Origin of the sequence: Brachybacterium sp. AOP42-C2-15 (assembly GCF_052377065.1) — a bacterium.
GTDB lineage: Bacteria > Actinomycetota > Actinomycetes > Actinomycetales > Dermabacteraceae > Brachybacterium.
The window spans coordinates 1-12,822 of the sequence record NZ_JBQSWK010000061.1; the positions used below are offsets into that span (position 1 = coordinate 1).

Sequence of the window (12,822 nt, forward strand, 5' to 3'; positions counted from 1 at the left end):
GTGTTGCCGGTGGCAAGCTGGTCAATGCCAGAACGGTCAGCCTGCGCCAGAAACTGGTCAATATTCCCGCCCGGATTGCGCATCGGGCTCGCAAACTGATCCTGCATTTACCTACGCACTGGAAATGGGCCACCGCCTTTGACCGGCTATGGCACAACACGCTGAGCCCACCACAGCTGGCCACACCGTGACCACCCAGCCCGAAAAGGGGCGCCCGGCCGAGCAGCAGAAAGGAATGCTCGGAAACCCATCAGTGGACACAACCGGTGCCAGGCCGGGAGACATCAACGACCCCAAAACGCTCAACCGCGCACCATCGATTCCTCAGCGTCGCAACTGCACATCGCTTATCTAATCGGTGGATCCAGGCTAAGGACGCCCCGACCATCGAACTCGAGGACGTCACGGCGGTGCGGCGCGAGAGCATCGGGCAGATGATCCGCGACGTTCACCAGCCCGCACTGCGAGATCTCAGCCCGGGGAAGCTGGCGTATCTCGAGGCGATGCTCGATGACGACGGCCCCACACGAGTGGCTGATATCGAGCAGCGGCTCGGTAAAAGTCCGGGGTACCAAAGCGTCTACCGTGACCGGTTGATCAACGACGAGATGATCCGCCCCACCCAACGTGGATACGTCGAGCTGGCAATGCCCTACCTACGCGAGGCACTCCTCGAACGTCTCAGCGGCACGCAGTACTACACGAGGACGCCTACGGCCTCGATCTCCGCGGCACGTCGCCCCGGCACTGCCAGCGAACGAAGCCACCTCGACCGCTCCCGCGGGGAGGGGCAGCGCCGCGAACACGGCTACGGGAGGTAGTCCGTCGGCCCCGCCAGTTCCGCCTCGAGGGCAAGGATGCGGAGCATTCGCGGCAGCTCAACGCCCGTGTTCTCGGTCTGAACCTTCACGGGCCGGCTTCACCTGCTGCCGATACGTCCTGGCCGGATCTCGTCGGCCGCGCTGATTCACGGTGTCCGAGGGCTGCACATCTGCTCGAGGCCGTACATATGCGCCAGGGACTCGTTCGGGGCGGGTCGTGCGCATGACGCCCTGTAGCTCCGGTTCCAGAGCATCCCATTGGTTCTGGGTGAACTGACGGACGCTGCGCCGCAGCCGACGCTGCTCAGGTGACACCGCCGCAGCCTCACGATGTTCACCACGCTGCTCAGCGATGGTCTTCTTCGACTGCACACGACGTCGAGGAGCCTGCTCCAACTCGTGCTGCTTCTCGATGCGTGTGCATGCGGCCTGTGCTTGTCGGCGGTCATTGCGTCCGTGCCAGACCTCACCGGTGTCGTTGACACGGGTAACGACCACATGGATGTGGTCCTCACCGTGACGGACCGCAACCCATGGATGCTCCCCCACCCCCATCTCGTCCATGAAACGCGAAGCGATATCGGACCACTCACGATCATCCATGCTCCGATCCCCTGGAGCGGCGCGCAGTGATGCCTGCCAGATTGGCTTGGTGATGTCCGGGCGCTGCTTTTGCGTGTGCCGTAGGTCCGCGGCCCACTCCGCGGGGTCGGTCGCGCCCTCGGCGCCGATGTTCGAGGCGATCACCATTCCTCCGGAGTGCCGGCGCCCGTCGCGCAGGTACTGGTGCTCGTTCGCCTTACCCGGCCCATGCAGGTACGCGGCGATGTCCCCCACGCGCTGCCCCCGGGTGATCTTCGCGATCACGACTGCCCCCTCGTCCACTCACGAATCTCCGCTAACTGTTCCCGAGCGGCAGCAACTACCGCGAACACCTCATCACTTGTCGGCCCGTCAGCCCCGCCGCGTTCAGCAGTGTTCAGTGCGCGCGCAATCTGGTTCAGGTTGTTGCCCACCCGGCCCAGGTCCGTGCGCAACCCGGCGACCTCTCCGCCTACATCGCTGTGCCCGAGCTCATGCAGCGCAATCGAGCTCGTCACGCGCTCTCGTGCCCACCGCGCGACCGAGCCCCTACCGGCGGTCTGGGCCAAGTGCTGCCAGACCTCGAGCTCGTCTGCGCTTAGCGAGATTCCCACTCGATGCGTCCGCTTCGCATCACCTCTCGCGGGGCGACCCGCACTCTTGCGCGGCGAGGGATCCGCCTGCTCGCGCCGCGCCTCGCGGTTCGACTGCGCGATCGCATCTCGCAACCAGTCCGGCAGCTCCTGCTCGCCAGATGCCGGCTGCCCGCCTGCCGTCGTCGACGCGTTGCCGCGCGCCGGTTCGGCGCGCTCGGGATGAGGGCCGGTCGGCACCGTGGATCCCCTTTCGTCCGAGCCCTGGCGAGGACCGCGACCTCCGGTCGCTCGCTCTCCGCGTAGGAGCAAGGTCGATTGTGTGGGACACCACGGGGCAGTGAGGAACGAACGGTACGCCCCGTTGTGTCACGCACAATCATACCTTGCATCGGTTTCTAGCGCACCGACAGAGGAGGACACAGCGCGCTAGAAACCAGGGGCGGGTCTCGTGCCCGACGACTCCCCAAAGCGAACGCCGGGAGTCGGGCACGAGACCCGCCGTGATGCGCGAAGCGCGTCACAGGCGACCCCGTCCAGGGGTCGCACGACCAACAGGCAGCAGCTCAAGAAGCCGACTCTCCGATGGGCGCGGCCATGTGTAAACATTGTCTACATGTCGCCAAACCAGAACAGCTTCGACCCCCATCGCGATCACCGTAACGGGATCCCTCGCGTCGGCTACAAGGTCGTCTCTGCACGCATGGACGATGAACTTGTGCACGAGCTTGATGCGCTCGCGCGCCACACAGGACGCTCACGTGGGTTCTACCTCCGCGCCGCTCTGCAGGAGATGTTGCCCGTACTGAAAGAGCGCTACTGGCATCACGACATCAAGACCAGACAGGCAGAGCTCAACGAGTACAACCACTTCATGGAAGAGCTAGGGAACAGCGACAGCTAGAACTCCTCCACGAGAGTGAAGAACTCTCGGGTGGTCCTGAAGTAGGAATGAACAGGGATCACGACTCAAGCCAGCTGTAGTAGCTACTCGCGACCAGCCCGCCATGCTCTCTCCCATTCAGGCCCTCCGGCTACCGGGGTTGGCCTGTCTCCAAGCTGCCATCCACACCTCGTCGTAGCGGCGCTCTCCCGGGCGCGTCTTGGCGACACGGAGGTCGATGTGGGCCACGAGCCAGCCGAGTACGTGCGCCCGCAGATCGTCGATCCGGTCAACCCATTCGGCGGAGCGAATGAGCAGCTCTTCCTCGCCGGTGACGATGTGGATCGACCAATCGGGCAGCCTCTTGTCGAGGTCGGAGTGGGTGGCCGTCACCGTCGGCCCGTCAAGCGTGAGGCTGTACCTGATGGTGAGTCCATGAACGGCCCACACGGCCGTCTGATGCGCGAAGTACACGGCGTAATCGCTGCTCATGGCAGCCAATATGCGCCGCACCTCTGACGCCCAACACTGGCGCAGCGGGGTGCGCGGGCACCACTGTCGTGCCACACTCGATGTACACCCTCGGGAAGGAGGCCGTGATGACCACCAGTGATACTCGTGTCAGATTCCGAGATCTCAAGCCGTACTTCACGGTCGATTCCCTCGAGGTCCTGCAGGGGCCGGCGCACGGTGTGGTCGAGCTGCCGGTGTCGGTGTTTTGGAGCGGTAGCCCCCGGTTCGACCTCGACGTTGACGGGGCGCGCACTGAGTTCTACCAGTCGGTGCTGTCCAACGGCTCTGCCGAGCACATCGCCCGGTACCTCAACCGTGAACTCCTACTCGAGGTGTGGCCCACGCTCCCCCTGGATCAGCGAGTCGTCGAGACGTGGCACGCCCAGCACCCTCACCTCGCGGCCCTTCGGGGCGCTGATGGTCGACGCCGACGCTAGACGGGCCACGGCCCGTACCGCACTGGAGTCACTGGCCGGGACCGGCTACGTCCTCGCTGGCGCCAGCGCCTTGATCGAGCACGGCCTCATCCCCCGCGAGACGGTCGACGTCGACCTGTTCACGACGTCCGCCGAGACCACGCCACTGCCCGAGGTGCTGGATCGGCTGCACGAGGAGTTCACCGCGCGTGGCGGATCCATGGAGGTCAATCGGACCGCCGACCAGTACGCCAACGTGCTCTTCCACCTCGCCGGTGCCACCATCGAGGGCGACCTCGGGACGGACTGGCGAGGCCATTCACCGGTCCGGGGCGAGCTGGGGCCGATGCTGGATGAACGCGACGCCGTGGGCAACAAGGTCGCAGCCCTCTACAGCCGTCGCGCTGCCCGTGACTACATGGACGTCGCGGCGATCGCCCTCTCGGGGCGCTGGACCCATCGGACACTGATCGACGCTGCACGGAACCAAGACCCTGGCATCGGCCTCGACATGCTCGCCGACGCCCTCGCATCAGATCAGATCCCCGCCTCTGACCGCTTCGCAGCGGCCGGCCTCACCCCCGACGTCGAGCGAGTCATGCGCCACGCACTGACCCATCTTCACCGCGGCGTCGACTACGAGCATCGCGTCGAGCTCGTCGCTCGCGAGGATCCCGAGGCCGCGGAGGCCATGCGGATCAGTGCCGCAGGCAAAATGCAGCCACTCACCGAACAGCTACGCACCTGGCGCGCCTCTCCCCCGGCACGCCACGTTAAGGGGCAGAGTCGGGAGTCGGACCGTGCCCCGGGGTACGGCGACTGACCCGGTCAGCGCTCGTGGGCGGGTTCCCGGCTCGGCTCTTGCCTCCATGCTTGCCGGTGTGCAGGTAGAGCAGCGCCGTGAGTGGGCCCTGACGGGGCCTGAGGCGTTGCGGGACCCTCTCCACCGCCTGTGGGTACGTCGGGACCGGTGTCGTCCAGAGTGGGGCCACTGGGGTCTTCCTTGATCGCCTTCTCTCGCGCCAGCATCCGCTGCTGTTGCGCTGCGAAATTGGAGGGTTTCATCCGTCCTGGAATGCATCCCTGGGTCGGCCGGTGGGGACTTGGCCGGGCTGGACCGGTGCCCACTGCTTGCCGTTGTTGTACTGGCGCTCGAGGCGTTCGACCTCCGCCAGAAGTCCTCGGCGGATCAGATCCGAGAAGGTCCGCGGTCCTTCCTGATTCGGGGCGAAGGTGTTCACCAGAGCTGCACGAGCACGATCGGCTTCCTCAGCCGGCATGAAGAACCCAACCTTCGTTTTGGCTGCGGCTTTCCGCGGGGTCGGTCGCGGCTGCTCGATTGACTTAGGTTCTTCTGTAACCGGGAATGGCGGCGGGGCTGTCTCCGTGCGGGGTGCGACGGGATCGACACTGCCGAACGCCGACCGCTTGCGGGCGGGCTTGTCGCTCACTTGAGGGCTCCTTCGATGCTGTGCAGGTGCGCCGTGTAGATATTGGCAAGGGCGCGAGCTTCGGCGCTGCGGGCCTGGTCGAGTCCGGTCCCGGATTCGATGGCGTCGCGGATCGCTGCTCGTTTGGGTATGTGCGGCTCGAGGAGGCTGAGGCCGTGGGCAGCTGCCCCCTCAGTCAGTTCGTCCATTGCGGCGCGCACGCCCTTCTCTCTGGCGTCGTAGCGATTGACGATGATGCCGGCGATGTTGAGCGTGGCGTTGTAGTGCTGTCGAACGGTGGCGATGGTGCGGATGAGCTGGGCGAGCCCGTCGGTGCTGAACAGGCTGGCTTCGGTCACCACCGCAGCACCATGAGATGCGGTGAGGGCGTTGACGGTGATCTGGTCGAGGGCCGGTGCGCAGTCGATCAGCACGAGGTCGTAGCTGTCGCGGACGGCATCCAGGGCGTTGCGCAGCCGACTTTCGCGTCCTGCCCCGGCGATGACGAGTTCATCGCGGACGGCGGCAAGGCCGCTCCCCGTGGAGGGAGCAACGCTCAGCCCTTCCCATGCGCCGGGGACGGTGATGTCAGCGAGACCGTCGCTTGAGCGGTCAGTGAGGACGTCGGCGAGGCCGGGCTGGTCTCGCTCCAGGTCGGGGACGGTGACGCTGGAGAGGTTGCCCTGCGGGTCCGCGTCGATGAGCAAGGTGCGTCGGCCCTCCGCGACGGCCGCGCGGGCCAGATGAAAGGTGGTCGTCGTCTTGCCGACGCCACCCTTCTGGTTGCATATAGCGACGATCTTCGAGGTCATCAGGCGATTCCCTTCCATAAGTACTGTCGGGTTAAACAGTACCGTATATGCCGTGTGTGCTGTTGGCACCGTTGGTGTCGTATGGAATTAGGTGACGTTTGCCCATCTGGCCTCTTCGCAGCATCGCGGCGCCAAGGGTTCCGTAGAAACATACAGTACCGTTTGCAAGGGTACCGATGCAAGATAAAACAGTAGCGTTTGTGTATTCGGTAGAAATAGCGCCTTGCCCGGGGTTCGCCGTTGGGCCGTGGTCACGCGACCGCCGAGAAGCTTGTTGGTACTGGTGGTGGGTCGTCATCGTTCATACGCATTTCGTCGAGCAGGGCGAGGATTTCAGCATCGGCTACGAGGTCGTCGGCATGGAGGGCGATGTGGTGGCGGTCGAGGTAGGCCCACCAGATGCGTCGCTGTGCGCGGTAAGTCGCGATCTTCGTCGCGCGGGCATGGGTGACGCCAAATCGTTCGGCGAGTCGTTCGAGGTCCGCATCGCTGCTGGTGAGCCAGTAGCCGTCTGCAGGGTCGCCGTCGATGAGGTTCCATCCAGCCAGGGTGGTGAGCGCGTCGGTAACGGCCGTTCGGGAGAGACCAGTTCGTTGCTGGACGGTGGTGGGGGAGGAGCCGTGGCCATGTTCGATCGCCTCGTAGACCAGGGCTGCAGGCGCTCCGAGCTGCTCGAACACCGGACGTAGGGCCTGTGCCTTCCCTCGAGTCCAACGAACCGTCGTGGCCGCTTCGGCGTAGCGGTCGGGAATGCGCAGCTCGTAGGCGGCTGCCTCGCGGCCACGGGCACGAGAGGTCAGCGTGATCCAGGGATCGGATTCGGTAGAGATCTCACGGAGCAGCTCAGCAACCGTCTGCAGGCTGAGTCCAGTGGCGACAGAGAGACCGCGGACACCGGTGGCTGTGAGGGTGGAGCCGATCTCGTGGGACTGCTTGGCCGCAGCGCGAAGGAGGAGACGGCGAGTCCAGCCCCGAGCACCGGGGAACTCCCGGGTCTCCACCTCGTGCAGGAGGCTGCGCCAGGCGCGGATCACCCCGTGTGTATCCCGGATCGACGGCCCCCCCGTGTGAGAGTTGGCGCTTGTGTCAGATGTATGGACGGAGTCGTCCCGCTCGTTGTTTGTCGCGTTGAACAGGGGTTCCATCCGCTCCCAGTCGCCCGCGAAGGTGGCCCAGGGGGCGTGCCGGTGGCCGTGCAGTGCCCACAGGCCGGCCCACCGGCCATCGCTCATACGCGCGGCAACGTCTTCGCGGCCAAGGCCGGTAGCCCTCGCGGACCACAAGACGGCCCAGCGGGCCTCGGAGGGACTGTCATAGCCGTAGGCGGCCCAGTCGCCCTCCAGAGCCAGGGCGAGGTACTTCTGGCCCATGATGCGGCCCGCACCCGCCTCGTACACGGCCGGGGTGCTGTGGGGCTCGGCCGCTGCTGTCGCGGCGCGCTTGGCCTTCACGACGAGGATCTCGTCGCGGAAGTTCAAACGAAGCTGCCGGAGCGCCCGGGCAGGGGTCCGCAGGCCGTCGACCCGCTCGCGCAGAGAGCGCTCACTGATCGTGAGGTTCCGGTGTCCGCCGTGCTTGTGGACGGTGCCGGGGACGGTGATGCAGCCACGGGCGATCGACTGGTGAGGGGAGGGGTCCAGCGTGACCCACCGTCGTGCCATCGCCTCGACCAACTCGCGTGCCTCCAGGAACGCGAGCGGCTGCTCAAGGAGGACGTAGATGTGCGTGCCACCGTGAGCGTGATCGGTGAGGAACCAGGCGCCAGCCTGATCGAGCAGGGCTTCGGCCTGGAAGACATCATAGGCAACGTCAGCGACCTGCTCGAGGGTGCGGTCCTTGGCATCGAAATCGAGCCCGAGGACGCTGCAGTGCCCCGCGTTGCTGTAAAGACGCACCGCGGCGGGCTTTGTGGGCAGCTCGGCCGTGAGGTCCCGCTCCGTGCTGGCGGGGTAGCTGAGGCGACCCTCGCGCTGCTTCCTACCCAAGCGCATGCGAGCCTGGCCCGCGATCACGGGTGCGGTAAGGGTCCAGGAAAGCTCTGGGGAGAGGGTCATCGGGGTGTGCGGAGACACGCCGGGCTCGCCGTAGTTGCCTACGGTGCCTCGACCCCCGTACTCTGGGGGCAACAAGTGAATGAACCTCCTTTCAAGGTTCGCCCCCGGGACCTAGCTTGCAACTAGACCCGAAGACTTCTGAATCGCCCTCGACCTGCTTCAACAGGTTGGGGGCGAAGTCTTTATGCGCGCTTCTTCTCGCTGAGGTTCATCTCCATCTGGCTCTCGCCGGTCTCCATGTCCCAGTTGGACGGGAGCCCGTTGGGGCCAGGCTTGCCGGCCCGGATGGCTGCCTCGACGACAGCCCACTGAGGGGCGTTCGCGATTTCGGCGTACTCGTCGATCTTTTTCTTGATGTCGGTCGCCAAAAGCATGTGCGCCTGCACAGTCGGGGTGCCTCGCGGGCGGCGGTAGGAGCTAGCCATGTGGAACACACTACACGTGGACGGTACATGTACGACACTGTTTGATGGCGTGTCGCTGTACTAGGACGTCTTCTCAGCCGGGGAGGCGGGGATGCGCCGGATGCCGACGAAGGGGCTGACGTCGAAGCGTGTGGGGGAGATGCGGACTTCCATGGCAGAGGGGCCTGATGCTCCTGTCTTGTGTCAAGCGGGGGTGAGCCAGGTTCGGTAGCGGTCGGTGAGGTCCGGGAGCGGCCGGGTTCGTCGTTCGATGTCGGAGATGCGTGCCGACCGGGGCTGGAGCGCCTCGGCGGCTTGGGTCAGCGTGATGCCTTTCTGGGTGCGCAGGGCCCGGAAGTCGACCGGCTCGACGGTGGAGGGGTCGAGCAGGACGTGGTGGATCTCCCGGGAGATGGCCCGTTTGAGGCGCCGTCGAGGACTGCACCTGTCCCGGGCTTAGCAACTGGGCCATCTGTCCCAGCTGCTTGCACGGAAATTGACGCAATCCACCCACTTCAACGAGCGCGACACAGCAGCGCGACCTACAAGCATCAGCGACGCAGCATCAGCGAACGCATCAGACCCATCCAGAGCACACAAGAAGCACCAACATGAACACGAAAGCAAGGACGACCACGAGCATCAATCAAGACGACGAAACAGCCCCACGAGGACCCGAAATCCTAGAAGTCTAGAAGAAACAGCCCGACGGACCTCTGGCACCAATGCGTCCCCGGGGGGACATGAGGTAGCCAGCCCACCCAGTAACGAGCGTTTGAACGATGGAGGTCGGCAGGCCGGTGACATCTCCGAGTGGGTTCGCCAGCGCCGATGCCGCCCGTCCTTGCCGGGTCTTCCGGAACAAGGTTCCTGACCCGCGCCGGAGACAGCGCCACTCTCAGGCGAGAGCAGATTCCTTGGGGGAGGGGAAGCGCACCTGGCCCCAGAATCAGACGGGCCTCGCTAGGAGATGCCACTCAGGTGTTGAAGTCCACCGCGTCATTGATGGCTACGTAGGTGTTGCGCATGCGTTCCTCCGCGAACGCCGACCTGCCGGCGGACACCGGCCTGCGACTCAGCACCACGAGGCGCCTCTGGAAGAGCTCACGCGCGCCCTCCGATCGAGTTGCCCTGCTCAGTCCAAACAGATCCCGGAATCGCTGCTCTGACCACCAGACCTCCCTCTCGTGGTCGCCAAACTGCTCTTCAGTGATCACGAGCAGCATCGCTAGAGCTTTAGCGCTCATCGACTGGATGTGGCCGTTGAGCCAAAGGGTTCTAGGGACCTGGAAGTAGTCGTGGTCATGCCGGTCGGCAGGCGCGGCTCGGAAGCGAGCGGTCGAGGGAACATCGACGTACGGCAGACCCACCCCGGACTCCACGAGTAGCCGCACCGTTGATGCTCCGCCCCGGCTCCTCTCTACGTGGATCAGCCGTTCCTGCTCAAGCTTCACTAGCGCCTGGTTGATACGTCGCTTCCCGTTGACGGATGGATCATCCAGATCCAACAACTCCGCCCACACTCGGGACGAGACCCCCTTGACCTCAAAAGGAGGTCTGGCAGCAAGCCACACCAGTCCAAGATGGAGCTTCACCGCAGTCGCGCCCCCTCGTCCCCCTGAGCGAATCAGGCGTGCTAACGGCGGATCCTCACTCATGTCCGAGCTGCGGATGTAAGCCGTCCGCAACGGGATCCCCTTCCGCCGCTGGACACGCTCTGCAAGATCGCGTGCGCGACTGCGTGACAGCTCCGAAGCGTCTGACACCAGCTCGGGCAAGCCGCTGCGACCGATAGTCTCTGCGCCCTCAATTCCGCCCACCACACCTACTCCTCTTGAACTTCCACGCAACAAGGTTGCCTACTTAAACGGCGGCTCGGCACTGCCTACTAATAGGGACTGAACGATATGTACCGTCCTAGCTTACTCGCAGCAACTACGTCTCGCCTAGAGCCGTAGCAGCACCCCTCAAGCTCATGACAGCGTCTCGCCCCCGCATCAACAGGAAACTTTACGTTTCAACTTCAGGCTTGCGTGTGCCGAAAACTCGTGGGAAGCTCAATATGCGCGTAGGCGAACTGGCGTTCCTCTCATTAGGGTCCTGCCATCTCGACGCACTGGCCTCTTCTCATTAGAGAGTGTCCGGATGCCACACCTCAAGGCGCGAACGATAGAGCTGGCCCCGCCCCGTGGGAACGAGGCGGGGCCAGTTTCGTGCAAGTCGCACCGAAGCGCGAGGTTCCCACCGAGGAGCTTCTGCATAGGTCGCCGCGCAGATCGAGCACTCGGGCAACCTGTTGCACTCCTGCCGGGGCGCAAGATAGAGCGCCGCAGTTGTTAGCCGATAGCTGGCCTTTCCGGCTGGTTGGGCGCCCGGGGGTGAAGTGTCCGTGCAGCTCAATAGATACTGCTATACCCCTACGGCTTGGCCGCCAGTAAAACCGGGACGTCGCTGTTGGCCGCAATGTGCTGACTGAGTGGTGCCGAGAGTGTGCGTGCTACGAAGATGATGCGTCTACGTAGGTTCTCCGGCCGCTGGTCGAAGATCGACTCGTTGTGGGCCAAGCGGTTACGGGCGTCGCGCAACAAAGACAGCGCGTCGTGTAGCTGGGCGCGGTCTGCGCCAGGCGCATAGGCAAAGCGGAGTGAAGGCACCCAGAGGGTCTTTTCGTGAAGACTGTCGGTCAGATAGGTCCAGAATCCGAACATGATTTCAGCGATGACTTTTCCGCGATTTACCGAGCCGCCGTCCGTGTACCCAGCGTATTTCCTTGCAGTCTTAATGGCACCTCGAGGAGTGGAGTTCTTGTCTTGCGTGTTGCCGTCGGCACCGACCACAAGATGGGGAGCCCAGAGCTGGTCGTAGATTGCGCGGCTAATCCAGTCTTGGCCCGCGGCAAGGGGATGGGCCAGCAGTTGACGGTCGTAGGCGTTGCGCAGGCCGACTTCAAGGTGCCCTAAATCATGTAGCAGAGCTGACGAAACACGAGCGTTCCACTCGTAGAGCTCGAGGGCGCGGACGGGGTCGTGACCAGCGGCCTTCAGATACTTGTTGTAGCGCCCCGGCGTCAACCACTCCGTGACCCAGGTGTCAGATACCGTCGACATACACGCTCCCGTCAGGTATGCTCAGAGCAGCGAGAGCCCTTGATGACCGATGCCTCACGGCATGTTACTTGGGCCACGATCTTGGGAAGCCCCGGTATCAGGAAACTGACCCGGGGTTTCTCGCTGTTTGCCCGCGCCGGCCGTGCGTTGCCTCGTCGCGACCGACGTTGCGCAACGCTAACCGTAGTCGGTGAACGCTTCGCTCCACGACCTCACTCGACTCTCTGGCGTCAGGCTCGTCCGGTACGGCTGCCGATGAGCGCCCCCTATGACTCTTAACCGCTAGCTACACGGCGCCGAGGGCGTGGAGAGTTGACCAAGCGGCCGAAGATGGTGCCCTAAAAGCGCACTGGAGCCGGTCGCCCCTCACGGGTTCAAATCCCGTACTCTCGCCATCGACGTCCCATTGAGGCATACCCAAACGCGACACCCGTCACCGAGACGTCGCCACTGTTCCACTAGGTCCCTTCCCGTGTTTTGGCACATGTAGCGGCTAGGGTCTAAGACGTGAATGGAACACTTCGGGCCCCGGGGCAGCGCGTTGCGTACCTTCGGGTGTCATCGGCCAGCCAGAACCTCGCCCGGCAGCTCGAGGCGGTAGGGGAGTGCGACCAGGTCTTCACCGAGAAGCAGTCGGGCAAGAGCATGACCGACCGCCCGCAGCTACAGGCCCTCATCCGGCACGTCCGCCGCGGCGACCATGTCGTCGTCGCCTCCATGGACCGCCTGGCTCGTTCGGTCATCGACCTGAACGACATCGTCCAGCAGATCACCGGTGACCCCGCCGATCACACCGAGCAGCGGCCCCGGAAGGGTGCGAGCGTCGAGTTCCTCAAGGAGCGGCTCACCTTCGAGCCCGGGCACGCGGATGCGATGGCGGCGTTCCAGCTAAACATGATGGGCGCCTTCGCGCAGTTCGAGCGCGAGCTCATCCGTCAGCGCCAGGCCGAGGGCATCGCCGCCGCCAAGAAGCGCGGCGCCTACAAGGGCCGGCCCCGCAGCCTCGAAAGCGACCAGATCCGCTCTGTCCGCAACGCCGCCCTCGCCGGCACACCCAAAGCCCAAATCGCACGTGAGCACGGTGTCAGCCGATCCACGCTGTACCGCTACCTCCAGCACCCGTGATCCCCGTGGTTCGCCTCAAAGCGCACCCGGCTCGTTACAGTTCAACCATGATCGAACCCCATGACGAGGAAGCAGCCAACGG

General features: G+C 64.5%; 14 protein-coding genes and 1 pseudogene. 6 read left to right on the forward strand and 9 right to left on the reverse strand.

Annotated elements, in window-relative coordinates:
* Positions 1–191: pseudogene (locus ACT3SQ_RS18215) on the forward strand (IS1380 family transposase); the annotation flags it as partial.
* A 243-nt stretch (positions 192–434) separates the two neighbouring features.
* Positions 435–821, forward strand: coding sequence for a hypothetical protein (locus ACT3SQ_RS18220; protein WP_444502803.1), 387 nt, complete (start codon positions 435–437; stop codon positions 819–821).
* A 57-nt stretch (positions 822–878) separates the two neighbouring features.
* Here the strand turns inward: ACT3SQ_RS18220 and ACT3SQ_RS18225 are convergent, their stop codons facing one another.
* Both ACT3SQ_RS18225 and mobC read right to left on the reverse strand, forming a co-directional pair.
* Complete coding sequence (locus ACT3SQ_RS18225; protein ID WP_444502802.1) at positions 879–1,688, reverse strand: relaxase/mobilization nuclease domain-containing protein; 810 nt, start codon at positions 1,686–1,688, stop codon at positions 879–881.
* Positions 1,685–2,236 carry a plasmid mobilization relaxosome protein MobC gene (gene mobC / locus ACT3SQ_RS18230; protein WP_444502801.1) on the reverse strand — a complete coding sequence of 184 codons (552 nt, stop codon included), beginning with the start codon at positions 2,234–2,236 and terminating at the stop codon, positions 1,685–1,687. Before mobC ends, ACT3SQ_RS18225 begins: the two co-directional genes overlap by 4 nt.
* A gap of 376 nt (positions 2,237–2,612) precedes the next feature.
* Here mobC and ACT3SQ_RS18235 point away from each other — a divergent pair, with 376 nt between their 5' ends.
* Positions 2,613–2,900 (forward strand): ribbon-helix-helix protein, CopG family, encoded by a 288-nt coding sequence (locus tag ACT3SQ_RS18235; protein ID WP_443418573.1) that lies wholly within the window; start codon positions 2,613–2,615, stop codon positions 2,898–2,900.
* A gap of 117 nt (positions 2,901–3,017) precedes the next feature.
* Here the strand turns inward: ACT3SQ_RS18235 and ACT3SQ_RS18240 are convergent, their stop codons facing one another.
* A complete protein-coding gene (locus ACT3SQ_RS18240) occupies positions 3,018–3,371 on the reverse strand; it encodes a hypothetical protein (RefSeq protein WP_443416251.1) in 354 nt (117 codons plus the stop codon).
* Between the two features lie 107 nt (positions 3,372–3,478).
* Here ACT3SQ_RS18240 and ACT3SQ_RS18245 point away from each other — a divergent pair, with 107 nt between their 5' ends.
* A complete protein-coding gene (locus ACT3SQ_RS18245; RefSeq protein ID WP_443416252.1) occupies positions 3,479–3,829 on the forward strand; it encodes a transcriptional regulator in 351 nt (116 codons plus the stop codon).
* Positions 3,810–4,631 (forward strand): nucleotidyl transferase AbiEii/AbiGii toxin family protein, encoded by an 822-nt coding sequence (locus ACT3SQ_RS18250; protein WP_443416253.1) that lies wholly within the window; start codon positions 3,810–3,812, stop codon positions 4,629–4,631. Before ACT3SQ_RS18245 ends, ACT3SQ_RS18250 begins: the two co-directional genes overlap by 20 nt.
* Positions 4,632–4,869: 238 nt before the next feature.
* On the opposite strand, the gene ACT3SQ_RS18255 is transcribed toward ACT3SQ_RS18250, so the two are convergent.
* From ACT3SQ_RS18255 to ACT3SQ_RS18280, 6 genes are all read right to left on the reverse strand, one after another.
* On the reverse strand, positions 4,870–5,259 hold the full coding sequence (locus tag ACT3SQ_RS18255; RefSeq protein WP_443416254.1) for a ParB family protein: 390 nt from the start codon (positions 5,257–5,259) through the stop codon (positions 4,870–4,872).
* Positions 5,256–6,050 (reverse strand): ParA family protein, encoded by a 795-nt coding sequence (locus ACT3SQ_RS18260; protein ID WP_443365948.1) that lies wholly within the window; start codon positions 6,048–6,050, stop codon positions 5,256–5,258. The genes ACT3SQ_RS18255 and ACT3SQ_RS18260 overlap by 4 nt, the downstream gene beginning before the upstream one ends.
* Positions 6,051–6,301: 251 nt before the next feature.
* On the reverse strand, positions 6,302–8,104 hold the full coding sequence (locus ACT3SQ_RS18265; RefSeq protein WP_444601544.1) for a hypothetical protein: 1,803 nt from the start codon (positions 8,102–8,104) through the stop codon (positions 6,302–6,304).
* Between the two features lie 182 nt (positions 8,105–8,286).
* Positions 8,287–8,529 carry a hypothetical protein gene (locus ACT3SQ_RS18270; RefSeq protein ID WP_443365951.1) on the reverse strand — a complete coding sequence of 81 codons (243 nt, stop codon included), beginning with the start codon at positions 8,527–8,529 and terminating at the stop codon, positions 8,287–8,289.
* A 956-nt stretch (positions 8,530–9,485) separates the two neighbouring features.
* Entirely contained in the window at positions 9,486–10,103 is a 618-nt protein-coding gene (locus tag ACT3SQ_RS18275) for a hypothetical protein (protein ID WP_147271504.1), read from the reverse strand.
* A gap of 822 nt (positions 10,104–10,925) precedes the next feature.
* A complete protein-coding gene (locus tag ACT3SQ_RS18280) occupies positions 10,926–11,615 on the reverse strand; it encodes an Abi family protein (protein WP_114311872.1) in 690 nt (229 codons plus the stop codon).
* Between the two features lie 507 nt (positions 11,616–12,122).
* On the opposite strand from ACT3SQ_RS18280, the gene ACT3SQ_RS18285 reads away from it, so the two are divergent.
* Entirely contained in the window at positions 12,123–12,740 is a 618-nt protein-coding gene (locus tag ACT3SQ_RS18285; protein ID WP_444502883.1) for a recombinase family protein, read from the forward strand.
* Positions 12,741–12,822 lie beyond the last annotated feature (82 nt).